The organism is Enterococcus sp. C53, assembly GCF_040887425.1.
GTDB classification, from domain to species: Bacteria; Bacillota; Bacilli; order Lactobacillales; family Enterococcaceae; genus Enterococcus_B; species Enterococcus_B hirae.
Genome location: NZ_JBFOFT010000004.1, coordinates 67,873 through 91,961, shown reverse-complemented (window position 1 = coordinate 91,961; position 24,089 = coordinate 67,873). Strand labels below are relative to the sequence as shown.

The window sequence follows — 24,089 nt, the reverse complement described above, 5'->3', positions numbered from 1 at the left end:
TTATTCTGGTTTGAGTGGCGTTGCAGCAAACAGCGCTTTAGCAATCAGTGGCGTAATGATTCCGGCACCTATCGCTTCCGGAATCCCATTGATTGCGGCAACTCCTGCCAAAGTTTTAAATAATAGATCCGCATCTACGCCATACGCATCAGCAGTTGCCCCAGTATAAAACAGTCCCATAAACCCTAGAACTAAAAGTGTATTCACGAGTGAGCCAAATACTCCTGCTAAAACCGAACCAACGACTACAGAATGATAACGTTGATAAATCCAGTGAAAAATGATTCCTGCAACTAAGCCAACTAAAACTCTAGGAACAACTGAAATGATCGGGTTGGTAAAGACGAGGGTATCAAATGGGGTCGTAGGCATGGCGTAAGCACGAATGATCGTGGCGATCCCCCAAAACAAACCAATGACCATGCCGTCTTTCGGTCCTAATACAACCGCAGCAACGATAACTGTTATGTGAATAATCGTCAAACTAATAAATCCTAAAGGAATAAACCCTAACCATGGAACCATTGCTTGAACGATAATGATCGCTAATAAAATCGCTCGTAAAACTAAACGAAAAGTTTTATTTTTACTATTCAATTTTACCCCCTCCTTTTTATTCTAATCGTAAAAGGTTTTGCTTTTTTGTCAATTAATTACTCTCAAAGAAAATGCTGATTGGTTGCATTCAGTTCTCATAAAATAAACCGAATTTGTCAACGGGATTTCCGTTTCAAACAAATTCGGTAGAACTTTTCTTTAACAAATAGGAGGATTCAATACTCCTTGAACAAAAAAGGTCGTTCTTGAGCCCTTTAGCATGTATGAAAATAAATAGTATTATCGGTGCTTCCTTAAGCAATAAGCGATCAGTGTTTAAACTATGAAAAGCTGTTTAAAAAATGACCGCTTACTCGCTTCAATGAAAGCATTCTATTCCCCATTATTTGCTAAAACAAGGTCAAGTACTCGCTCCTTGAAATAAGTTTTTTCTCTCCCAAACATAAAATACCGTTTCAAAAGGAGGTTATTATCATCTGAGCTATTCGACGCTTTCCCATTTTATTTGGAAAAGTATTTAAAGTTGATTATTGATTAGACAACCATGTTTTAGCTTCTGATAAAGCATCTGGGATACCAGCAGGGTTTTTCCCACCTGCTTGCGCCATATCAGGGCGACCACCACCGCCACCACCAACTTTTGGTGCGATTGCTTTGATCAAGTCACCAGCTTTTAGCCCAGCATCATTTGCTTCTTTCGTCATAGCGACTAACAAACTAACTTTTCCGTCTTGTTCATTTGCCAAAACAAGAATATCGGAAATGTTTTTTTGTTTCCATTGGTCTGCTAATTGACGTAATTGGTTCATATCTTTTACTTTTACTTGTGCAGTAATCAGTGAATGACCACTAACTGTTTCCACATTTTTAAAGACATCGCCTGCTTGTTGGTTCGCTAGTTTACTTGCTAATTGTTCATTTTCTTTTTGTAGTTCTTTTAGTTGTTGTTGTAATTGTTCTGTTTTTGATACAACCTCTTTTAATTGAGGTGATTTGACAATTGTGGCAACTTCTTTTAATTGTTTTTCTTCTGCTTCCAATAACTCATATGCTTCTTTACTTGTTACAGCTTCGATCCGACGAACACCGGCACCGATTCCTGATTCAGAAACGATTTTAAAGATCCCAATATTTTCAGTATTTGCTACATGGGTTCCACCACAAAGTTCGATAGACCATCCACCAATGTTCACTACACGGACTTCTTGACCATATTTTTCACCAAATAAAGCCATAGCACCCATATTCTTAGCGGTATCGATATCTGTTTCGATGGTTTCTACTGGGATTGCTTCCCATATCTTCTCATTAACGATTCGTTCCATTTTTACTAATTCATCAGCTGTGATTTGTCCAAAATGAGTAAAGTCAAAGCGTAAATGTCCAGGAGCAACTAAAGAACCAGCTTGGTTTGCATGTTCCCCTAAAACTTCTTTTAAAGCTTTATGCAATAAGTGAGTCGCTGTATGGTTTTTGATAATGCGATTTCTCATCGGTACATCGATCAACAAGTGGTAAACTTCGCCTTCAGTCAATGTTGAAAGCACTTCTACGGTGTGCATAAATTGTCCATTCGGTGCTTTTTGAACGTCAACAACTGTCGCAACCGTTTCTCCAGAGGCATCAATGATCCAACCTTGATCAGCCACTTGTCCACCCATTTCTGCATAAAACGGTGTTTGATCAAAAATCAATTGACCTTGTCCAGCAGACAATTCACTCACTAGTTCTTCCTCTTTGATAATCACCAATAGTTTGCTGTCTGATTCAACTTGATCATAGCCAATAAATTTACTATCCACTTTGATATCTGTTAATAGGGCAGATTGGACTCCCATTGATTTTTCTGTACTACGAGCAGCACGCGCACGTTGTCTTTGTGCTTCCATTTCTTTTTCAAAGCCTTCATGATCGACTTTCAAGCCTTCATCTTCTGCCACTTCTTCGGTCAACTCCACTGGGAAACCGTAAGTATCATACAATTTGAAGATATCTTTTCCAGCAAGTGTTGTTCCATTTGCTTTTTTGACTTCAGCGATCACTTGATTCAAGATTTCAAGACCTTCGTTGATCGTTTCATTGAAACGTTCTTCTTCGGTACGAACTACTTTTTCAATAAATTCTTTTTGTTGAAGGACTTCTGGATAATAGCTAACCATGATTTCGCCAACTACTGGAACAAGATCATATAAGAAAGCTTTTTCAATCCCTAATTTTTTCCCGTGCATCACTGCTCGGCGTAATAAACGACGAAGAACATAGCCACGACCTTCATTTGAAGGAAGCGCCCCATCTCCAATCGCAAAAGATAATGCTCGGATATGATCCGCAATTACTTTATAAGAAATGTCGGTTGTCGGGTTTTCCCCATATTTTACTTGGTTGCTTAGTTTTTCTACCGCATGAATGATCGGTAAGAACAAATCTGTTTCAAAGTTTGTTGGTGCGTCTTGAACGATCGAAACCATCCGTTCCAGCCCCATGCCCGTATCAATGTTTTTATGTGGTAAAGGTTCAAATGTATGATCTGGTTTATGGTTGAACTCAGAAAATACTAGATTCCAAATTTCTAAATAGCGTTCGTTTTCTCCACCAGGGTAGTTTTCTGGATCATCTTCTGCGACATCATTGTATGCTTCGCCTCGATCATAGAAGATTTCTGTATCAGGACCACAAGGACCCGCACCAATATCCCAGAAATTATCTTCAACATCTACAATGTGATCAAGTGGCAAGCCGACTTCTTCATGCCAGATTCGTTTTGCTTCTGTGTCTTTTGGATAAACGGTAACATATAATTTTTCCGGATCAAATGCCATCCATTCAGGACTTGTTAAAAATTCCCATGCCCAATGGATTGCTTCATTTTTGAAATAATCACCAATAGAAAAATTTCCAAGCATTTCAAACATTGTGTGGTGCCGTGCTGTCTTCCCTACATTTTCAATATCATTCGTACGAATTGATTTTTGAGCGTTTGTGATGCGTGGGTTTTCTGGTACGACAGAGCCGTCAAAATATTTTTTTAACGTAGCAACCCCTGAGTTGATCCATAAAAGTGTTGGATCGTTGACTGGAATTAATGATGCGCTAGGTTCAATCGTGTGTCCTTTTGATTGGAAGAAATCTAAAAACATTTGTCGAACTTGTGCACTGCTTAATTGTTTCATTTTATTACCTTCTTTCTTTATTTTAAACGACAAAAAAACACCCTCACAGCCAAGGACGAAAACTCGCGGTACCACCTTGGTTGCAATGATGTTCGATCATTACCTCTTGAACTCGATAACGCTGAGTAGCGTTGATATTTCTATCAATAAAAAAGGGAGCAATTTGTTTTTTTGACTATTCTTTTTTCAGCCTGGAAAGAATTTTCTGTAAGTCAGACTTAAACAAACCATGTCCTTTTCGTACTTTACAAGTATACGTATTCTATTTTATTCTGTCAACCGCTCTTTTCCTTCAACTCTTATTTCTTTCTAGAATATTTTTTGTTAAGCTTGAATTACGCCTATTAATCAAAAGGAGAATCGATGATGCAAGTTTATTTTGGAAACAAGTCCTGGATCAGAGGGGCGAGTTTTTATCTTCGTTATCAGGTATTTGTTCTGGAACAAGGCATTTTGCCAGAATTAGAATTTGACGAAACGGACACTTCTGATAACTACTTTCTGTTAATGGAAAACAATGTTCCAATTGCAACATTACGTTATCAAAAAAAATCGTCCACTTGTCTTAACCCCGATCGTTTTTGCGTCGCCAAAAATTATCGCCAACAAGGTTTCGGTCGTCAGCTGTTGTCCTTAGCTGAACAGAAAGCGAAAAAAGAAGGCTTGCTATCAAGTTACCTAGTAGCAGAAATGACTGCCCTTAGTTTCTATCAGCAACAAGGTTACGAGACTTGTACAGATCCTTTTATCGAGGATGGGATTACCTGCGTAGGGATGCAAAAAGAATTGATTTAAGATCTATTATCACTAGATTATCTGCTAAATGAACACTTAAAAACAGACCAAAGGAATGCAATCCTTTGGTCTTTGAGCGTGAAGTCATGACGTCTCTTTTAAAGGGTCTGGTCATTGACTTACTTATTGGAGTTTTTCTTATTTTTTCTTGCAGTTCTAGTTTGTTGTCTGCGTTCGATTTTACGGTCTTTTTTGTTCTTTTCAGCAATTGCCCAATCGATTTTCTTTTTATATCCAGGTTTGATTTTTTTCTTTTTCTTTTTCACTAAGCCGATCAATGTAGGATCCAGTGTATCTTTGGATTTTTCCCGTTTCGTCCGACGATTGCGGTCATAAGTCTTGATGATTTCATCATTTTTGATTTCCATCGGTTCAAATGTGACACCAATTTTTTCAATACTGTCAATCGTTTGGTCATCACTTGGTGAGTACAAAGTGATCGCAGTTCCTTTTAAACCATTACGTCCAGTCCGACCTACTCGATGGATAAAGAAGTCAAGGTCTTCAGGAATTTCTGCATTGATCACATGAGAAACCCCTTCAATATCGATGCCACGTGCCGCTAGATCTGTCGCAACCACGTATTGATATTCTAAGTTTTGAACTTGGCGCATCACCCGTTTTCGTTCTCTTGGAGTGATATCTCCATGGATTTTAGCTACTTTTAAGCCTTGGCTTTTCAAGTAATCAGCAATTTCATCTACGTGTTGCTTCGTATTCGCGAAGACAATTGCTAGATAAGGATGACCAATCGTTAACAATTGGTAAATCATTCGATTTTTATCTTTCCCTTTAGTAGAGATCAGCCAATTCTCGATATCTTCTGAAATAACTGCTTTCGGTTTGATTTCTTCAATGATTGGATTTTCCATGTATTTACGTAAAAATGGTCGTAATTTTTCAGGAATCGTCGCTGAGAAAACTAAAAATTGCAGTTTTTCAGGCAAGCGACTAGCAATTTGATCCACTTCATGCAAGAAGCCCATGTCCAGTGTCATATCTGCTTCATCTACAACAAATGCAAATGCTGTATGGATTTTTAATGCTTGTTCATTCATCATATCCAAGATTCTACCTGGCGTTCCCACTACGATCTGTGGTTGTTGATGTTTCAAGCGGCTCAATTGGCGTTGCTTATCCGTTCCACCTACAAAATTCGTCACTCGGATCTCTGGATCGGAAAATTTAGCGATCTGACTAGCAGCATCATAAATTTGAGTAGCTAGTTCACGACTTGGTGCAGTGATTACTACTTGTACTTCGGCTTTTTCCGCATTGATTTTTTGAAATAAAGGCAATAAAAATGTATGCGTTTTGCCCGAACCAGTTTGTGATTGACCAATGATATTTTTTCCTTTAGCGATCAAAGGAATCAAACGCTCTTGTACTTCAGTTGGTTGAGCAAAACCTTTTTCTGCTAACGCCTCATTTATATATGGTTTAAAATGAAATTGTTCAAAATTACTCATTTAAGTAAGCACCTCTTCTCTTTCTTTTTTACACGACTTTCGCATTATACCACATCCTCAAACAATTTGCTTGATCCTTTTCAAAGTCGCTCACGATCCACTAGTTCCCTTTTGGTTGAATGGTACTAATCGTATGTGTTTGACTGGCTTTTTCATAGAACAGCACTCTTTTCTTACGAAGGAATGACAAGAAAAGATTCAGCATGAAGATAAACTGTGCAAATGCAACACCCAACACAATAAAAATCCCGCTTACCTGTAATACACCTGTCGTATGGTCAGTGATATGTTGGATCGTCTGACTAAGCCAAGCTAACCCATAAAATAAAAAGTAAAGATACCCATAACGGATAAACAGTGCTTTAAAAGAAAGTCGTTTTCCGTTATCCGAAACCACACGAATGCGTACGATTTTTTTACCTAAAGTGAGACCGTTTGTTACATATGGTATGACCATGAAATAAAGCAAGACTTCTAAAAATACCCACCAACTACTTGAAGTGATATCACCTATTTTCAAAGACAATTGAAGAGTCACAGCAATCAGCACGGATAAAACCGATAAGAAAGCCCAATCAATGAAATAGGCAACTAATCGTCTCGTTAGAGAAACTGTTTTCCCTTTTTCGTATGACACTTCATCCATTCTTGCTCTCGTAGGCAACATGAAGGTAAAGATTGGTGTCATAATGTACCCTAACGTTCCTCCGATCGTATTCGTCAATAAGTCATTGACATCAAATAGCCGATAAGGTCGAGGATAAATAAAATACAACCCACTTAACTGTGTCAATTCAAAAAATAAGGAAAGACAAAAACTTGCAATGATGGTTTTCACAAAAGATAATCGAAAATAATATCTTAAATAGATCCCGAAAGGTAATAAAAGCAAAACATTAAATACCGGTTCTAAAAAAACGCTTTGTCGCATCGCTGGTAAATACGTACTTGGATCAGATAAAACCAAGACGGTATTTTCTCGGAAATGGACCCATGATGCAAATAAATGTAATTCCATTTTAGGTCCGGTCATTTGAGCAACGGCTTCCTTTGAAGGCAACGGTAAAATGATCAAAAAATAAGCACATAACAAATAAAAAACAAACGAATATAAGATAACCGCTCTCGAAAAAATAAACGTTCCATACTTTCGATATTCATAAATGAAAAAAAACGAAGAAATCGCTAATGCCAAAAATGGAAAAACAATAAGTGCAAAGCGAATCGGTTCAATATAACTAGCCATAAACATCCCCCTTTTTCATCTTAACTAACGGTTTCATCTTATCAGTACTCTTGTAAACTATGCAAGTTATGGGGTAATTATTTTTAAATTTATATTAATTGAAGTATCATTAACAAAAGGAGGCGATTAGCGTGCTTAATATTTATTTTGTGTTTGGGGTACCCGCTTTTTTATTGATTCTCTATCTCATTTTTGCGTATATACGTAAAAAAACGACCATCCGCTATCTTGGATTTATCTTGTTAATTATTGCTAGTTTCATGCTCGTGTTCAACTTACAGACATGGCAACAAGCACTACTTGAAATGGAGCAAGCTTCCTCTCGATCTTTATCAGATCAATTAGGTTATCCGATCTACTTGATTTGGATTCCCATTACTGTTGCTGGTTTTCTCGTCTTATTAAACCTTTTTCGTGCTTGGCGCCGGCTAAAACAGTTAAGAAAAAAAACAGGATAAAAACGTGCATTCTCTTGTAGCTGGTTGGTAAAGTTAGCATTGCTTAACTTGACACGCTACAACAGAATGCACGTTTAACTATCATTTATATGTTAAACTACAGGATATTTATTTTTCAAATATAAATAAACAGGGATTCCGACTAATGTCAAAGCGATTCCGCTAAATGCTAAAAGTGTTTGTGTCAGTAACGTACTAACCACGATAAAAGCACCACCAAGAATGGCGATTAGCGGAATGATTGGGTATAACGGAACTTTATAAGGCCTTTCAAGTTTTGGAACTGTATTTCTCAATATAATTACACCTACAAATACCATCGTATAAAAAATCCAAATCACAAAAACAAGCATATCCGTCAGCATATCAAATCCACCGACCATCATCATACCGATCGCAATCCCTAGTTCCAAAACACCAGCAACCACTGGAATCTTCGTTCGATCGTTCAATTTTCCTAAGTGGTGACTGAAAGGTAACCGTTTTTCTTGGGCCATCACATAGGGCAGGCGCATCCCAGTAAGTGTATAGCCATTGATTGTTCCATAGACTGAAATCAAAATCCCGACAGTTACAAGTTTCCCACCTACGCCACCAAAAATCATGGTAGCCACTTCGCTAGCAGCATTACTGTTGCCACTGATTCCTCCAATCGAAGCTGTTTTTAAAAAGACGGTATTAACGAATAAATAAACAACCATAATCCCGATGATTCCTATAGAAATGGCTTTCGGTAAATCTTTTGGCGGTTTTTTTAATTCTCCTGCAATGTTTCCAACGTGAATCCAACCATCATAAGCAAACATTGTCGCTAACAAGCCCGCACCTAATGCTGAAAACAATGGCAGATCTTTTCCTGATTCTATGGGAAACAGCTGAAACTCTACTCCACCACTGCGAAATAAGCCAAACAAGACGATGACTGCCAGTGGGATCAATTTACAGATTAAGGTAATGGATTGAAAAGTTCCACCAACTTTTGATCCTAAAAAATTGATCAGCATGATCGTCACAGCGGCTATAATAGCGATGGGGACAATCCATTGCTGTTCTAAGGCAAATAAGTTCACAAATTGTGTCCCAAAGATAATTGATAATGCCGCTACATTTGCAGGAAAGTAAATCACAACTTGTGCCCAACCTAACAAAAAAGCAGCCGTCTGTCCATAGGTTCGTTCGATATATTTGACCATACCGCCTGTTTCGGGGATTGCTGCGGCAAGTTCTGCACCAGTTAAACCTGCACAGACGGAGATGATACCTCCCAAAAACCAAGAAAGCATATGTAAACTAACTGATCCTGTAACTTCTGCGACACTCGCTGCTTTAAAGAATACTCCCGCTCCAATCACTGTTCCCATCACAGTCGATAAAGCAGTAAAAAAGCCCATCGTTCGCTTTAGTTCGACTTTGTTTTTTTCAACCGATACTTGGTTACGTTCCATCGCTTATCCTCCCTTTATCGTAAACTCCCCACCACTCGATCGGAAGTTTACGATAAACTACAGTAATTAGACTGTTGCTGTCAATTTCTCTTGCAACTTGGACAACATATCTTGAGTCATTTTATCTAGGTCGTAACGTGGTTGAAAGCCCCACTCTTTTTGCGCACAACTAATATCTAATGAATTTGGCCAAGAGTCTGCGATCGATTGTCGCACTGGATCAACTGCATAGTCCATTTCAAAATCAGGAAACACTTTTTTGATTGACGCTTTGATTTCTTCTGGTTCAAAAGACATTGCAGAGATATTGAATGCATTGCGATGAACTAAATTTTTAGGATCAGCATTCATCAACTGAACAATCGCCTCAATGGCATCTGGCATGTACATCATGTCCATAGCTGTACCACGATCAATAAAGCACGCGTATTTTCCTTCTTTGATAGCTGAATAATAAATATCCACTGCATAGTCCGTCGTCCCACCCCCAGGTAAAGTTTTATAAGAAATCAATCCAGGGAAGCGTACACCTCGTGTATCTACGCCATACTTTGTATAATAGTAGTCACACAAAAGCTCGCCTGCGACTTTTGTCACGCCATACATTGTTGTTGGTCGTTGGAGTGTATCTTGAGGAGTCTCATCTTTTGGTGTATTAGGTCCAAAAGCGCCGATTGAACTTGGCGTGAAGAATTTTAACTTAAATTCTCTTGCGACTTCCAGCGCATTGACTAACCCAACCATATTGAGGTCCCAAGCGAACTTTGGTTTTGCTTCAGCGACAGCTGATAAAAGCGCTGCTAAATGAATCAAAGTATCTACTTGATATTTTTCGACTAACGCTCGCATTTTTTCGTTATCCATGACGTCTAAAATTTCAAATAGTTCACCATCTTCTAGCTTTTCAGTCATACGAATATCCGTTGCGACAACATTTTCATTACCCAAATCTTCCCTTAAACGTAAAACTAATTCCGATCCGATTTGTCCAAGGCAGCCAGTAACTAATACTTTTTTCATACAAACACTCCTTTTTAGTTCATTTTCACTATCTATTAAAAATAAATGCTACCTACATTCCATTGACGAGCAAAATATAAAAAAGGTGATTCTTCGATTTTCACAGAAACACAACCGAAACGCTCTATCCTATGATCGTCTTTCTCTTAGATTTCAGGCGAGATCGTTTCTACTAAATCAAATGATGCCCATTTCATTTCCGACTTTTTGGTAAATCGCTACAGCATGATCGAGCATTTCTTTGGTATGAGCTGCAGTTGGCATATTACGAACACGACCTGTTCCCAATGGTACGGTTGGATAAACGATTGGTTTCACATATAGTCCATTTTCAATCAACTTTTTAGAAAATTGTTGTGTTAGACTCTCATCGCCAAGTATCACTGGAGTGATTGGTGTTTCCGACACGCCGATGTCATACCCGATTTTTTCAGTTTTTCTTTGAAATAAATGGCATTTTCCCAAACTTTTTCGACTAATTCTGGATGATCTTGCATCAGTTGAATCGATGCTAGAGCAGCGCCAGCAGCACCTGGTGTAAGTGATGTTGAAAACAAGAAAGGACGTCCTCGTGATTTTAACCAGTCGATCAACGATTTAGATCCTGCGACATAGCCACCAACGACACCGATTGCTTTAGACAATGTACCCATTTGCATGTCAATTTTCTGTTGGAGACCAAAATGCTTCACTGTGCCGGCTCCTTTTCCCATCACTCCAGAACCGTGGGCATCATCCACATAAGTAATCAACCCGTATTTTTCGGCAATTGGGATCATATCGGGTAAATTAGCTACATCGCCATCCATTGAAAAAACACCGTCTGTGATATACATGATTTTGTTATATTTCCCAATATTTACCGCTTCTTTTGCTTTTTCTTCTAGATCGTTCATATCTTGATGCTTAACACGAATGATTTTGGCACCAGAGAGGCGACATCCATCGATGATCGAAGCATGATTCAATTCATCTGATAAGATCGCATCCTCCTTAGTCATAATGGCTGAAATAGCTCCCATATTACAATTGAAGCCTGATTGAAAAGCAATCGCTGCTTCTGTACCTTTAAATTCTGCAATTTTATTCTCTAATTCTTGATGGATACGCAATGTGCCATTAATTGTTCGGACAGCACCTGCGCCGACACCATAGCGATTCGTTGCGTCGATACACGCTTGTTTCAGCTCCACTCGATCAGCAAACCCCAAATAATTATTCGATGCTAGATTGATCAAATTTTTCCCTGCTACCTCAATGATCGCACCATTTGCACCTTCAAGGATATCAATCATGTTGTATAGTCCCTTTTCCTTCAATAAAGCCAGTTCCTGTTCTAAATAAGTTGACAATACTTCAGAAGACATGTCTCCACCCCCATTTTTCTAACCTTCAAGGTTGAGGAACGAATATGCAGCCTTTCATTCCTGTTTATAAGTATACCTTTTCTGATAGCGCTTACACAAATTATGAGAGTTATTTAACTGAGTATTTTCTTACATAACAAATCAATCGGTACTCCACTAACGAAATATTTTTTTACTTATTTTAGTAACTGTCGTTATTTTTAAGAGGATCACCTCTAGCTAATATCAACCCTTAACTTAATAAACTTTCCAATAAATATTCCATATATTCTGAATTTTCCGCCATTAGTTATTCTTGTTTTTTGTTATGAAATAAAAAAACGAATATTCTATTTGTATATTAAATTCTTTTAATGTTTGCTTCTCTAGCTATATATTACTTGGTCCAAGGCGCTTACCTGTAGCTATTTTAAGAAGTCTTTCTCCCAACAAAAAAAACGTTCCCTATGGTCGTCAGTTACTACTCATGACCACAAGAAGAGACTGAGACAAACCTTGCCTCAGTCTCTTCTGGTCTCTCTAAAATCGAATAAACGGTGTTCAAAGAGCTGACCTTCGGCGATAAGTCAAAAAATCTCAAAACATGGGGAGCTGTTTCGAGATTTTCATCCTTAATGTTCCTGCGATTACTCGTCGCAGTTTTTACTTGGTGAGCGCTCAGGTCAAGGCACTCTTTTCACGACCTCTTGTTCACGGTGAGACAAAAGTAGCATCTTCGGAAAACTTGCCGAAATTTACCAAAAATTTGAGAAGCACCAAGTAGGTAACAATCAACATCAAAAACGAGTTTTTGTGTTTCTTGTCAATTTTCGGAAATTCCTTCTTATTTCTTGATGCTTAACACTTTTGTCTCAACCTCCTGTTGCCAACCAGCTTTCGGGAGTAAAATCAGGGTCTCCTACTGACCATTCATTGAAGAATTCATCAATAAATTCCCGCATAAAGGCTTCTCGTCGTTTTGCTTCCTTTATACCATATGGGGTGTTCATCCTATCTGGTAATAAGAACAATTTTTCGTAAAAATGATTGATCACAGTGGACCCTTTGCGATAATCTTTTTTATTTTGATAAGTGATTGGTTGCCGACTTTCATCAAAAATGGGATGACCATGTCCACCACCAAAATAAGCCGTACGCAAAATACCAATTGCTCCTAAGGCTTCAAGACGATCTGCATCTTGAACAATTTTTCCTTCAATAGGTAATGCCATTTCTTCACCTGACAACCCTTTTGAAAAAGACAGGTTTTCAATAATCAAAAAGATTGATTCAATGGTTGCATCTGATAGCTCTAAACGTTGCAAAAATTGATGTAACTCTGCTTTTGCTTTCGTTTCATCGGCTACTACTTTATCATCGATCGTATCATGCAAATAAGCAGAAGCAAGGGTAATCAATGGATCAGCTTGCGGTTCAGTTGCTAAAATTTTCTCTGCTAATTTAACGACTCTTACCGTATGATCTATCCCGTGTCCAGTTTGATCCATTGCTAATTGCTTGAAACTGTAATCAGCAATTTCCTGCAGTTTCTCCATTTATTTTCCTTCTTTCTCGCTACTGAATTCAGCTACTTGATAGACCGAAAAATAGATTTTTTTCATGTAATCGATCAAATATTGCGGATTTAGCACCTCACCGGTTGCATCCTGAATCAATTGCGTTGGTTTTCTAGATGCACCATATTGATGGATCTTTTTTTTCATCCATTCTTTGATTGGTCGATAATCATCGGATGCTAACACTTCATCGATCGAAAGCTCTTTTTCTAATGCGTGAAGCAGTTGCGCAGCATACATATATCCTAAAGCATAAGATGGGAAGTAACCAAAACTAGCTCCTGACCAGTGGACATCTTGCAAGATTCCTTCTAAATCATTCGAAGGTCGTACTCCTAGATATTCTTCATACTTTTGATTCCAAATAGTTGGTAACTGAGCCACGTCCACGCCTTCATTGAAAATCATTTTCTCAATTTCATAACGAATAATGATATGCAATGGATAGGTTAAACTATCTGCTTCAATTCGAATCAAGCTTGCTTGGGTTTGTTTCAGCGAGCGATAAAAGTCAGTAAATGAAATATCATCGAATGTTCCTTCTGCACATTGTTGGAAAAATGGATATTGTTTTTCCCAGAAACTTCGATTGCTACCAATGATGATCTCATTGAACAGTGATTGAGATTCGTGGATGCCCATCGAAGTACCTTGGTAAATCGGAGTATAAGCAAATTTTTCGTCAATATCTTGCTCATACATTCCATGACCAGCTTCATGGATCACGCCAAAGACTGCCATTTTAAAGTCATGTTCATTCCAACGAGTCGTAATACGTGCATCATTATGATTGATCCCGATCATAAAAGGATGGATTGTGTCATCTAAACGTCCTCTTGAGAAATCATAACCTAACTGTTCAATCACGCCTGTGACAAACCTTTTTTGTTGGGCTTTAGTCATTTTTCGAGAAAGAAAAGAGGTATCTGGTTCATGCCCTTTTTCTGCTAAGGTTTTTCTAATTTCCATGATTCCTTCTTTTACTTGTTGGAAAACACGATCTAAGATTTCAACAGACATTCCTGGTTCATATTGGTTGAGTAACACATCATAATCAGTTGCTTCGTCTTTTTTCCAATAGGGGATCAACTGTTTTGTTAACTCAATATTTTTAGTCAATGCTTCTTGAAAATCCGCAAAATTTTTCGTTTCACGAGATTGCTGCCATTGCACCTGTGCGGTAGAAGTTGCTGCTGTCAATGCCGTCATCAATTCTTCAGGAACTTTATATTCAAGTTCGTAGTCTTCTTTGACCTTCTCGAACACGATTTTTCCCGTTTCAGATAATTCATTGGGATGTTCAGAAAAATATTGGATGGCTTCTTTGATCTTAGGTCCAATTTTCTTTGAGAAATAAAGACTATAAAGATAACTATTGACTTCACTACGATCCTCACTCGCTTTTTCTGGCATACCCGTTTGGATATCCCAATCTAAAATGCCCAAGGTTTGTTGCAAGAGATTGATTTCTTTTAGTTCTTTCATCAATTCTTTTTCATTCATCATTTATTCCTCCATCCATCCCATATAATTTTAAATCGTTTTGTCTTTTCTTGGTGGACGCGTTCCCCAGTATTGGAAGAGATCAGTCCGTAAAGCTCCGTTATACAGTTTACGTTTTTTAGTAGCTTTTTGCCCATAATACTCTTCAAAAGTAAGGTCACTTGTCAAAATGTATTTACTCCATGTCTTTAATGGACGGAAAACATCGCCCATTTCTTCATACAAGCGACGAACCGTTTCTTCTTCACCTAAACGCTCTCCATAAGGCGGATTCGCGACGATTACGCCGTATTCTTTATCCGTTTTGAAATCTTTGACTGCTTGTTGTTTAAACGTGATTGAAGAGCCTAAGCCAATTTCTTCCGCATTCGCTTTAGCAATTTCGATCATCCGCCCATTGATATCAGAACCTGTGATATCGAGTTCAATATCATAATCTGCTTGCTCTTCTGCCAATGCTCGAACATTTTCCATAACATCTTTACTAAACCAATCCCATGATTCACAAGCAAATTCACGATTAAATCCTGGTGCAATGTTGTGTCCAATCAAGGCAGCTTCGATGCAGATCGTACCAGAACCACACACTGGATCATAAAACGGACGATCTTTTCGCCAATTTGTCAACATCACTAAAGCGGCTGCCATGTTTTCTTTCAACGGTGCGCCACCTTTTTCCAAACGATATCCCCGTTTGAACAAACTAGGACCAGTTGTATCTAGTGTGATCATGACATGATCTTTTAGTAAAGCGACTTCTAATTGAAAATGTGCGCCTGTCTCCGTTAATGGAACAGATGCCGGACGGTGATAATACTTACGCAATCGTTCAACGATCGCTTTTTTAGTGATCGCCTGACAATCAGGTGTACTATAAAGCTTAGACTTGATTGATTTTCCTGCAACCGGAAATTCAGCATCTAAAGGTAGAAAGTCTTCCCAAGGTAATGCTTTAACTTTCTCAAATAGTTCATCAAAGGTAAACGCATCAAATTCCCCAACAACGATTTTTACCCTGTCAGCTGTTCGTAACCATAAATTTGCTGTAGCGATCGTTTCCATCGTTCCTTTGAAACGTGCCCGTCCATTTTCAACTTGACAATCAATGCCTAAGTCACGTAGTTCTTTTCCAACAAGGGCTTCTAACCCACTTGCAGCCGTTGCCACAAGATTAAATTCTCTAGTCGTATCCATACTTATCTCCTTATAAGAAAAGCTGAACGTGGTCGTCCAGCTTTTTGTAAAATCAAACCGAAAAATGAATCAGTATTCTTTTCATACTTGTCTCTAAATTGCCATTCTTCACTCGTTCATTTTTGTGTTCCTGAACAAACAAGCCATTTATTGAATGGTATAAATCGGTGGTGACACTCTAATGTTAAAAAAAACCTTCACAACATGGTTGGAAGGTATTCCCTGTTATATTGCGGTTTTCTGTAAGCCATGTTCTGTACACTACTTTTCCAGGGAGAAAAAGCAATGTGGTAACCATCTATCTGCAGTTAACCTGCCTTTTTGTCTCGTTCTTAATTCCCAACAAAAAGCGCCCCTACCATTGTTTGGGTTGCTCGCTCGAGGGGTTTACCGCGTTCCACCGAATAAGTTTCCCTATCCGCTTCGTCACTGTGGCACTTTCAAGGATACTTAAGCATAGTTAAAAACCTTAGCTTGTTTTCCTGCCGTTACTCTAATAGAGCACCTTAGCTTATTGTTTCGCTAAGCACGAACACTACAGGCATCACAGCCTGTGCGAGCATGGACTTTCCTCAGCCTGATCATGTCAGACCGCGATTACCCAAAAACCGCAATGTATCATCAATCTTAGAATTGACGTGTCTTTTCGTTATCATCGTCACTTGCATTTGTGTAGTTGTTTGGGTTAGGTTGGGAAACATTCACTGTTGATGATTGTTGATCCAATTTTTTTCCAAATACTTCACGTTCAAGATTTGACAAACGTTTCAAGATATCGAAATTTGTGACTGCTGCACTTTTCGGTGTTTCAACTTGTTGAACACGCGTTTGTGCTGCTCCTTGTGTTTTTGATAATTGTGCTACTTTGGCACTTAATTTATCATTTTCTTCTTGTAAAGCAAGGAGTTTTTTGCTGTAAGTTTCATAATCTTTGATGATATTGTCTAAGAATTCATCCACTTCGATGGGATCATAGCCACGCATCTTTGTTTTGAATTCTTGTTGTAAAATGTCTTTAGGACTATAAACCAATTCCGCCATATTTACACCTCTAGTTTTCATTTACATAATAACAGTTTCTACCTATATCATTGTATCGGAAATAACTTGATAAATCAAACACTATCTGAATTATTCACTGAAATTTTGTAAATCATCCATACTGACTAGCCGAATTTCATAAGAATGATCCTGTTGATAGGTTTGCGCCTCTTTCAGAAAATACTGGGTTTTCCCTGGAAACTCAGGATCATAAATCAGTAGACAGCCATCGGTATGGTCAAGTAAAAAACGCGTGTGGTTTCTTAATTGGCTAGGCGACTGATAGGCTTGATGGCTAACTGCTTCAACATAGTCTGCTAACTGTTCTGTCATTCTTAACTTTTCTTGATTATTCTCATTCCAATTATTTCCAAACTCTTTGAATGGATAGATGATCCCCAACTTTAACTCAGGGTATTCCTGCTTTAATTCAGCAACTACTTCCGTGACCCATGTTTCTATACCCAAGTTTCCACTAGTAAGAACCCATTCAAGTCCTTCTTCGACTAATTGCTGTATCTCTTTTTTTAAGACTTTTTTAATAACCGTTATTTTAGGGTCATTTTCCTTAAAAACCCCAAGTTCAAAACTTCGATAACCGGAAATATACATCACTTTTAATCGGTCCATTTGAGTTTCCTTTTCTTTCTTGATTCTTTTTTGCTATAATGTTGGCTAGGAGTGTGATTAAAATGGTTTTACGCTATCCAAACGGCCAACCCTATCATAAGAATGCCTCTTTAAAGGAAAAAGTTCAAGAAAAAAGAGAATCAGCCATTGAATTTGGCAATCGAGGGATGCGTTTTGAAGAAGCAATTAACGAAAGTAACCAGTATTACTTAGCGCACCAAGTAGCTGTTATCCATAAAAAACCAACCCCCATTCAAATTGTTAAAGTAGATTATCCTCGACGTAGCGCCGCTGTTATTAAGGAAGCTTATTTCTCACAGGCCTCCACAACAGATTATAACGGTGTATATCGAGGTTTCTATTTGGATTTTGAAGCGAAAGAAACAAAGAATAAGACATCTTTTCCCTTCAAAAATTTCCATGCGCATCAAATTGACCATATGGAAGCTTGTCTAAAGCAACAAGGAATTTGTTTTGTCCTATTATGGTTTTCTACGTTGAAGCGTTGCTTTTATTTAGATAGTACTTATCTGATCGATTATTGGCATGCGCAAAAGGATCAGGGGAAAAAGTCGCTTCCGCTTTCATTGATCGAAAAAATAGGGATCGAGATCCAAACAGGTTTTTCGCCACGTATCCCTTATCTAAAAGCGGTAGATCAATACTTATCAACATTAACTATCGAAGGAGATCGCAAGAATGGCAAATGAGCAAACAAGAACTTCCAGACGAAACAGTCCCTCTTCTTCTAAAAAGACGAGTCAAACAAGAAATAAAACTTCTGGCAAAGGTTCCGGGCATAAGAAGCGTGGGCTTTTCATCCGTATCATCTTGATTTTATTTTCTTTGATTTGTATCGCTTTCCTAGCCGGTGTCGGATTATTTTGGTTTTATGCAAAAGATGCTCCAAAATTAATGGACACTGCATTAGATGCGACTGTTTCTTCTAAACTTTACACACAAAATGGCGAATTATTTGAAGATTTAGGAGCAGAAAAAAGAGAAAAGATTACCGCAAACGAATTGCCGAAAACGTTAGAAAACGCCATCGTTTCTGTTGAAGATCGACGTTTCTATAAACATATCGGGATCGACCCAGTTCGGATCGTCGGCTCTGCACTTTCTAACTTTACTTCTGGCGGACTTCAAGGTGGTAGTACATTGACCCAACAATTGATTAAGCTCTCCTACTTCTCTACCAACGCTTCAGATCAAACCTTGAAACGAAAAGCACAAGAAGCTTGGTTAGCTGTAAAATTAGAACAACAAAAATCAAAACAAGAAATATTGACTTACTATGTGAACAAAGTCTATATGTCCAACGGATTATACGGAATGGAAACGGCAGCAGAAAATTATTTTGGTAAAAGATTACCAGAACTTTCATTACCACAGACTGCTTTGTTAGCTGGAATGCCACAAGCGCCTTCTGCCTATGACCCATACCAATATCCAGAACAAGCCAAAAAACGGCGAGATACTGTTTTATATACCATGTTACAAAACAAGAAAATCTCTCAATCAGAATATGATGCTGCAGTGAATACACCAATCGATGATGGTCTTCAAGAGATGAAAAAAGAAGATGATAATTCAAAAATCGTTGATAATTATGTCAAAGAAGTCATCAATGAAGTTCAAGAAAAAACGGATAAAAATGTATTTACTGATGGATTGGATATCTATACTAACTTAGATCTAGACGCACAAAAACATCTTTATGATATTGTCAACACTGATGACTATGTCAACTATCCAGATGATGAAATGCAAGTTGCTTCTACGTTGATCGATGTCAATACTGGTCAAGTAAAAGCACAAATTGGCGGTCGCCATATTGCAGAAGATGTCACACTAGGTATGAACTTAGCTGTTAATACTTCTCGTGACTTCGGTTCGACAATGAAACCAGTCACAGATTATGGCCCAGCTTTTGAATATCTAAAATACTCTACAGGAAAAACGATCAGTGATGCTCCTTATAACTATGAAGGAACCTCAACACCAGTAGGCAACTGGGATAACCGTTTTATGGGGACGATCACCTTAAGACAAGCCTTGTATCTTTCCAGAAACGTTCCAGCTGTCAAATTGTTCAATGAAGTCGGCGCAGATAAAGTTAGCACCTTTTTAAAAGATCTTGGAATTGAATATAGTACGATCCATCAATCAAATGCGATTTCAAGTAACACAGAAAAACAAGACGGCACAAAATATGGCGCTTCTTCCTTGAAAATGGCGGCTGCCTATGCTGCTTTCGCTAATGGAGGAACGTATTATAAACCACAATATGTCAATAAGATCGTCTTCCAAGACGGCACAGAAGAAACGTTCGATCCCGATGGTAATACAGCTATGTCTCCAGAAACAGCCTATATGGTCACAGATATTTTAAAAGATACATTAACAAAAGGAACTGGGACGAATGCGTTGATTCCTGGATTATACCAAGCTGGAAAAACCGGGACTTCCAACTATACGGATGATGAGTACGCAAAATTAGGAACTTCTAGCGGTGTGTATCCTGATATTTTATTTGCTGGTTATACACCAAACTACGCCATCTCAGTATGGACCGGTTATAACAACAAAATGACACCTGTCACCTCTGCTTCGTCTCATGTTGCTTCTGATGTTTATCGAGAATTAATGAAATATGTATCATCCAGCGTCACAAATAGCGATTGGCAAATGCCTAGCGGACTGGTAAGATCTGGCGGTGAATTATACTTTACCGATCAACTCAAGAAAACACCAAGTACGACGATCCCTTCAACAACGGTGCCATCTTCATCAGTGACACTGGTACCTGAAAGTTCGACACCGGTATCTTCTTCGTCGGAATCGACAGAAACTTCAACAACTGAGTCATCTGCCGAATCTTCGACATCGGTAGATAGTTCAAGTGACAAAAATGATTCAAGTAGTTCAGCTGAAACGCCAGAAAATAGCAGCAGTAGTCAAAGCTCTTCATCTTCGGCAACTCCTGAGTCATCCACGACACCACCAGCGCAAACACCTCCGGAGAACAATGCACAGTCCGGACAGTCCTCTAGTCGTTCAACGTCTTCTGGCACATAACAAAAAAGGAAGTTGAGAAAAACCTCAACTTCCTTTTTTTATCTTTTATTTTACGTTCAATGTTTTTTCTTTCATTCTGTTTTTTCCATCTTGACACATGTCTAACAAGGGGCAAACTTCACACCGTGGACTTCTTGCCGTGCAATGATAACGACCAAAAAATATTAAAGTGTGGTGAGTCTTGACCCATAATTCTTTTGGTACTTTGCGCATCAGCGTTTCTTCTACTTCCAACACCGAGGCATTCAACTTACAAATCCTTAAACGTTTTGTTACTCTCTCGACATGAGTATCCACAGCAATTGCTGGTATACCAAAAGCATCACCTAAAACGACATTCGCTGTCTTTCGTCCAACTCCCGGAAGAGAAATCAATTCTTCTCTAGTTTGAGGAACTTGACCTGAAAAGCGATCCATCAATTGTTGGGCACATGCTTTGATATTTTTTGCTTTATTGCGGTAAAGACCAATCGTTTTGATCTTAGGGATAATGTCATCAATCGGAGCCGCAGCCAGCTTTTCAGGAGTTGGAAAAGCTTCAAAAAGAGCTGGGGTCGCTTTATTAACTGAGACATCGGTTGCTTGAGCACTGAGTATGACAGCAATCAACAGTTCATAAGGGTTTCGATGTTTTAATTCACCATGTGCTTCTGGGAACATGTCGTACATTTTTGTCAAGGCTTCCATTGTTTTTTGTTTACTTAACATATTATTCCTCCAGCCAATTTTTCAACGTAACTTTTGGCAAGGCTTCTGGTTGTGCGTTAGTGGTTTCCACTTCTTTTTGTAACATTTGTTGTTTTCGTCTTTTTTGATCTTCTTCTACTTGTTGCTTCGTCTTTAAATTTTTACGTTCCCAAGACAACAAGATTCGATCCACATAGTTAAAACTATACGCTTGATTCAAAACAGCCTCACGTAAAGCAAGTTTCAGAATTTCCGGTTGATAATGATCTTCTTCTAACCATTGACCGATCCGTTGAAATTCGATGGCTGACAATGGGCGACCAAATTCCTGTTCAAATAACTGATAAACAGACTGCACCATTTTTTCTTGACTTAAATCAGCTTGTTTTTGATTTTGACTTTCCAAAAAATTCCCTAAAATTTCATATATAGGATATAGATTGTAACGATCAGCTTGCTTACCATCAATTGTTGCTGTTTCAATTTTAATAAACCCATTACTGATCAAGTGATTTAAAATTTGATAGATACGCTCTTGTTTGACACCCATATCCAACGCAATCGAGTGTAAATCTGGGAAAAAGTTTCCTTCAAGTTGCGCCCTTTGCAATTGCAAAATAAATAAAAACTCTTCTGCTTGTAATCCGATACGATGATAATTTTTTAACAACAAGTTCGATATCGTTGTTTGTCCCGCTTTTAAGTAATTTTCTAAGTTCAACATGATTTTTCCCTCACTTCAAATCCAGTATACGGAAAAAGCTTGTTCGAGGCAAGGTAGCTTTCCTTTACTTCTATATGTTTTTTATTTTTTGTTTCACTTTTTCACTTTTCGGAATAAATAAGCTATTCGCTCTATCAAGGAACATGTGCCGTCGCAAAAAAGCCAGGTTTCCCAATCATCAGTCGATTGAAAAACCTGAACTTTTTTTAAATGATTAGAGAACTGCTTATTTATCTTCTTCCGTTTGCAAGACGTAAGGTTCTCCTTCATAAGTATACTCCGTATTGATTGTTCCATCGTTTTCATCTGAATAAACGCGACGACTGAATGGGAAACGATGGGAATTGCCATCTTTCGCTACTTCCCCACTCATTAGATAATAATCCTCTTGTGTTTCATTCAATTGGTTGATTACTTGATCAGCTAATTGATCGACATTGATCGTTTCATCTTTTGCTTCTTTTTTATAATCATCCAGAAATGCTGCTTGTTGTACAAAGTATTCTTTTTCCATCATTTGATCGCTCCCTCATTATAGTTTGACATGATCTGCATCATCCTCTATTTATTTTGTCAGAAAACGAATTGAAAGACAACTTATAGCTTTTATGTCTAAGAATTAAAAGAATACTTTATCTCAAAATAATATTAAATTTTGTCTACTTTGTTATCTATGTGCTTATTTAGACCTAAATTTTTTCAAACTACTTCCTCACTTATCCCCTTACAAACCTAGGCATATTAAAAAGACGCTATTTCTTAACTATAGAAAACAGTAATTTTTCAAATTATTTCATTCAATTGATAGACTTGACTATCTATATACTTTCACTTGGATTTGACATCCATTTTACTGTAATAATCAATACAATCGTTTTTTTTGTTATTGTTGACGCTCAGATTTTTATCATCTGATGTCAGTTGTTTTCTTGTATGTAATTCATTTTTCACACTAGCATTTATACTAGCATTTCTTGTTAAATGATGAAGATTCTTATGGATATTTTCTTCATCAAGTATTCCTTTTAAAATCTCCCCCAAGTTTGGTAATTGCCTTTTTGACGAGGTGAACACCTTAAAATTATCAAACGATTGACTTTTTTTGAAAGTAAGCGGCGAACTTGAGTCGTTGATTATACTATTGGTAAAACTTGCTGTAAATTCTCCCTGAGAGTATTCCAAAAAATAATAGGGGTTTTCAGCAATTCTTTTTTCTCGTTGTTCTTTAAGCTCTAAATAAACGTTATATAGATGAGTCAACGCACTGACTTGTTTTTTATTAAATCTCGCTTCTTTTATAAAAGCTTCAAGTAACATCTTACGATTATCTCTGGTATTTCCTACCTTTGGCTTAATTGTTCTACTTTTTAATTCTACTGGTAGTTTTTTTAACCCAGTAGCTATTGTCTCTTGAAAAATAGATTTCTGACTGTTGTAGAGAACGACTCTAAAAGTCCCAAAAAGTTCTTTAACCGTACAATTTGCCATTCCATTATATCCCCTCATACTAAGGTTGAGGTATGTAGGGTCTATTTTTTCTTCGCCTAATTGCTGAATAACTTTTGCTGTATTGCAACGACTATCTTTGTGATGTTCAAATTTTGTCTGGAAAATGATTTTACTTAAAGTACTTAATTTTTCTGGAAGAATCGTTGTGAATACACCTGATGGACGATCACTGTTCGTATCTTCCAATTTATCAATCATCGCTACTAAATAATGTCCTTCTTTTCTATAAAGGATTAATCCAAATACATGATCTTGAATTTTTTTAGTGATATATGCTGGAAAAATTATAAAATCTGTTGGATCATCTTTTTTCATGTTTTCCATCATTTGCTGTAACTCTTTGGGATTTTTCATTTCATAAAATTTAATCGTTCTTTTCAAGGAATCAATGATTGCTGGTTTTTTCTCTCGGTCAATCAATGCTTCCTGTTCATCATTTTCAAGCATTTTAATAAAAGTTGAGAATAACAATTGATAATTTTTTTTCCTTCTTCACCGACTGCTTTAAAATCTCCTGCATCAGCCAACCCATAAGCGAGTGCCAACAACATATAAGATCGTTCAAACAAGTTCATAACATCACTCCTGATTAGAATAGTTGAATTTTATCATATAAAAAAGAAACAAAAGAATCTC

General features: G+C 37.7%; 20 protein-coding genes, 1 other RNA gene and 1 pseudogene. 4 read left to right on the top strand and 18 right to left on the bottom strand.

All coding sequences use genetic code 11. From position 1 onward, the window contains the following. Positions 1–597: an ECF transporter S component gene (locus AB3I42_RS07025; RefSeq protein ID WP_010737525.1), complete on the bottom strand. Its 597-nt coding sequence runs from the start codon at positions 595–597 to the stop codon at positions 1–3. A gap of 488 nt (positions 598–1,085) precedes the next feature. Continuing rightward, positions 1,086–3,728 (bottom strand): alanine--tRNA ligase, encoded by a 2,643-nt coding sequence (gene alaS / locus AB3I42_RS07020; protein ID WP_034866621.1) that lies wholly within the window; start codon positions 3,726–3,728, stop codon positions 1,086–1,088. Between the two features lie 363 nt (positions 3,729–4,091). Between alaS and AB3I42_RS07015 the strand changes: the two genes are divergently transcribed. Next, positions 4,092–4,523 carry a GNAT family N-acetyltransferase gene (locus AB3I42_RS07015; RefSeq protein WP_010719233.1) on the top strand — a complete coding sequence of 144 codons (432 nt, stop codon included), beginning with the start codon at positions 4,092–4,094 and terminating at the stop codon, positions 4,521–4,523. Between the two features lie 119 nt (positions 4,524–4,642). Here the strand turns inward: AB3I42_RS07015 and AB3I42_RS07010 are convergent, their stop codons facing one another. Together AB3I42_RS07010 and AB3I42_RS07005 are read right to left on the bottom strand one after the other, a co-directional pair. After that, entirely contained in the window at positions 4,643–5,992 is a 1,350-nt protein-coding gene (locus tag AB3I42_RS07010) for a DEAD/DEAH box helicase (RefSeq protein WP_010737523.1), read from the bottom strand. A gap of 100 nt (positions 5,993–6,092) precedes the next feature. Beyond that, positions 6,093–7,238, bottom strand: a complete 1,146-nt coding sequence (locus AB3I42_RS07005) for a VanZ family protein (protein ID WP_010737522.1) — start codon at positions 7,236–7,238, stop codon at positions 6,093–6,095. 131 nt (positions 7,239–7,369) lie between these two features. Here AB3I42_RS07005 and AB3I42_RS07000 point away from each other — a divergent pair, with 131 nt between their 5' ends. After that, positions 7,370–7,696 carry a hypothetical protein gene (locus AB3I42_RS07000; protein ID WP_010719236.1) on the top strand — a complete coding sequence of 109 codons (327 nt, stop codon included), beginning with the start codon at positions 7,370–7,372 and terminating at the stop codon, positions 7,694–7,696. Positions 7,697–7,788: 92 nt separating this feature from the next. On the opposite strand, the gene AB3I42_RS06995 is transcribed toward AB3I42_RS07000, so the two are convergent. The 9 genes and pseudogenes from AB3I42_RS06995 to AB3I42_RS06955 all read right to left on the bottom strand — a co-directional run bounded on the left by AB3I42_RS06995 (position 7,789) and on the right by AB3I42_RS06955 (position 17,452). Continuing rightward, positions 7,789–9,141, bottom strand: a complete 1,353-nt coding sequence (locus AB3I42_RS06995; RefSeq protein WP_081201292.1) for an APC family permease — start codon at positions 9,139–9,141, stop codon at positions 7,789–7,791. 66 nt (positions 9,142–9,207) lie between these two features. After that, positions 9,208–10,161 (bottom strand): L-threonine 3-dehydrogenase, encoded by a 954-nt coding sequence (locus AB3I42_RS06990; protein WP_368022401.1) that lies wholly within the window; start codon positions 10,159–10,161, stop codon positions 9,208–9,210. A 177-nt stretch (positions 10,162–10,338) separates the two neighbouring features. Further along, a pseudogene (locus AB3I42_RS06985) lies at positions 10,339–11,528 on the bottom strand (glycine C-acetyltransferase). Positions 11,529–12,379: 851 nt separating this feature from the next. Further along, complete coding sequence (locus tag AB3I42_RS06980) at positions 12,380–13,063, bottom strand: HD domain-containing protein (RefSeq protein WP_010737518.1); 684 nt, start codon at positions 13,061–13,063, stop codon at positions 12,380–12,382. Then, a complete protein-coding gene (locus AB3I42_RS06975) occupies positions 13,064–14,587 on the bottom strand; it encodes a carboxypeptidase M32 (RefSeq protein ID WP_368022400.1) in 1,524 nt (507 codons plus the stop codon). 30 nt (positions 14,588–14,617) lie between these two features. Continuing rightward, the gene (locus tag AB3I42_RS06970; protein WP_010737516.1) at positions 14,618–15,781 is read right to left on the bottom strand and encodes a class I SAM-dependent RNA methyltransferase; all 1,164 of its coding nucleotides are present in this window, start codon (positions 15,779–15,781) and stop codon (positions 14,618–14,620) included. A 238-nt stretch (positions 15,782–16,019) separates the two neighbouring features. Beyond that, positions 16,020–16,390, bottom strand: an RNA gene (gene rnpB / locus AB3I42_RS06965) — RNase P RNA component class B. Between the two features lie 18 nt (positions 16,391–16,408). After that, a complete protein-coding gene (gpsB, locus tag AB3I42_RS06960) occupies positions 16,409–16,822 on the bottom strand; it encodes a cell division regulator GpsB (protein WP_010719243.1) in 414 nt (137 codons plus the stop codon). Between the two features lie 90 nt (positions 16,823–16,912). Next, the gene (locus AB3I42_RS06955) at positions 16,913–17,452 is read right to left on the bottom strand and encodes a DUF1273 domain-containing protein (protein WP_010737515.1); all 540 of its coding nucleotides are present in this window, start codon (positions 17,450–17,452) and stop codon (positions 16,913–16,915) included. Positions 17,453–17,514: 62 nt separating this feature from the next. On the opposite strand from AB3I42_RS06955, the gene recU reads away from it, so the two are divergent. Next, positions 17,515–18,162 carry a Holliday junction resolvase RecU gene (gene recU, locus AB3I42_RS06950; RefSeq protein ID WP_010737514.1) on the top strand — a complete coding sequence of 216 codons (648 nt, stop codon included), beginning with the start codon at positions 17,515–17,517 and terminating at the stop codon, positions 18,160–18,162. After that, entirely contained in the window at positions 18,152–20,533 is a 2,382-nt protein-coding gene (locus AB3I42_RS06945; RefSeq protein WP_081122797.1) for a PBP1A family penicillin-binding protein, read from the top strand. The genes recU and AB3I42_RS06945 overlap by 11 nt, the downstream gene beginning before the upstream one ends. Positions 20,534–20,578: 45 nt before the next feature. On the opposite strand, the gene nth is transcribed toward AB3I42_RS06945, so the two are convergent. The 5 genes from nth to AB3I42_RS06920 form a co-directional block, all read right to left on the bottom strand. Continuing rightward, positions 20,579–21,241, bottom strand: a complete 663-nt coding sequence (gene nth, locus AB3I42_RS06940; protein ID WP_010737512.1) for an endonuclease III — start codon at positions 21,239–21,241, stop codon at positions 20,579–20,581. Between the two features lies 1 nt (position 21,242). Further along, positions 21,243–21,944 (bottom strand): DnaD domain protein, encoded by a 702-nt coding sequence (locus tag AB3I42_RS06935; RefSeq protein WP_181914521.1) that lies wholly within the window; start codon positions 21,942–21,944, stop codon positions 21,243–21,245. A gap of 226 nt (positions 21,945–22,170) precedes the next feature. After that, complete coding sequence (locus AB3I42_RS06930; RefSeq protein ID WP_014834686.1) at positions 22,171–22,458, bottom strand: DUF5960 family protein; 288 nt, start codon at positions 22,456–22,458, stop codon at positions 22,171–22,173. A gap of 314 nt (positions 22,459–22,772) precedes the next feature. Then, complete coding sequence (locus AB3I42_RS06925) at positions 22,773–23,780, bottom strand: hypothetical protein (RefSeq protein ID WP_368022399.1); 1,008 nt, start codon at positions 23,778–23,780, stop codon at positions 22,773–22,775. Positions 23,781–23,869: 89 nt separating this feature from the next. Then, positions 23,870–24,028 carry a hypothetical protein gene (locus AB3I42_RS06920; protein ID WP_010719252.1) on the bottom strand — a complete coding sequence of 53 codons (159 nt, stop codon included), beginning with the start codon at positions 24,026–24,028 and terminating at the stop codon, positions 23,870–23,872. Positions 24,029–24,089: the final 61 nt, after the last annotated feature.

Coding starts and splice junctions, on each gene's coding strand:
- gpsB (WP_010719243.1), bottom strand. CDS start 16,822: ATGGCGGAATTGGTTTATAGTCCTAAAGACATTTTACAACAAGAATTC.
- AB3I42_RS06935 (WP_181914521.1), bottom strand. CDS start 21,944: ATGTTGAACTTAGAAAATTACTTAAAAGCGGGACAAACAACGATATCG.
- nth (WP_010737512.1), bottom strand. CDS start 21,241: ATGTTAAGTAAACAAAAAACAATGGAAGCCTTGACAAAAATGTACGAC.
- AB3I42_RS06975 (WP_368022400.1), bottom strand. CDS start 14,587: ATGAATGAAAAAGAATTGATGAAAGAACTAAAAGAAATCAATCTCTTG.
- AB3I42_RS06990 (WP_368022401.1), bottom strand. CDS start 10,161: ATGAAAAAAGTATTAGTTACTGGCTGCCTTGGACAAATCGGATCGGAA.
- AB3I42_RS06995 (WP_081201292.1), bottom strand. CDS start 9,141: ATGGAACGTAACCAAGTATCGGTTGAAAAAAACAAAGTCGAACTAAAG.
- AB3I42_RS06945 (WP_081122797.1), top strand. CDS start 18,152: ATGGCAAATGAGCAAACAAGAACTTCCAGACGAAACAGTCCCTCTTCT.
- AB3I42_RS06930 (WP_014834686.1), bottom strand. CDS start 22,458: ATGGAAAAAGAATACTTTGTACAACAAGCAGCATTTCTGGATGATTAT.
- alaS (WP_034866621.1), bottom strand. CDS start 3,728: ATGAAACAATTAAGCAGTGCACAAGTTCGACAAATGTTTTTAGATTTC.
- AB3I42_RS06955 (WP_010737515.1), bottom strand. CDS start 17,452: ATGGACCGATTAAAAGTGATGTATATTTCCGGTTATCGAAGTTTTGAA.
- AB3I42_RS07005 (WP_010737522.1), bottom strand. CDS start 7,238: ATGGCTAGTTATATTGAACCGATTCGCTTTGCACTTATTGTTTTTCCA.
- recU (WP_010737514.1), top strand. CDS start 17,515: ATGGTTTTACGCTATCCAAACGGCCAACCCTATCATAAGAATGCCTCT.
- AB3I42_RS06925 (WP_368022399.1), bottom strand. CDS start 23,780: ATGATGGAAAACATGAAAAAAGATGATCCAACAGATTTTATAATTTTT.
- AB3I42_RS07015 (WP_010719233.1), top strand. CDS start 4,092: ATGATGCAAGTTTATTTTGGAAACAAGTCCTGGATCAGAGGGGCGAGT.
- AB3I42_RS06920 (WP_010719252.1), bottom strand. CDS start 24,028: ATGAACTTGTTTGAACGATCTTATATGTTGTTGGCACTCGCTTATGGG.
- AB3I42_RS06970 (WP_010737516.1), bottom strand. CDS start 15,781: ATGGATACGACTAGAGAATTTAATCTTGTGGCAACGGCTGCAAGTGGG.
- AB3I42_RS06980 (WP_010737518.1), bottom strand. CDS start 13,063: ATGGAGAAACTGCAGGAAATTGCTGATTACAGTTTCAAGCAATTAGCA.
- AB3I42_RS07010 (WP_010737523.1), bottom strand. CDS start 5,992: ATGAGTAATTTTGAACAATTTCATTTTAAACCATATATAAATGAGGCG.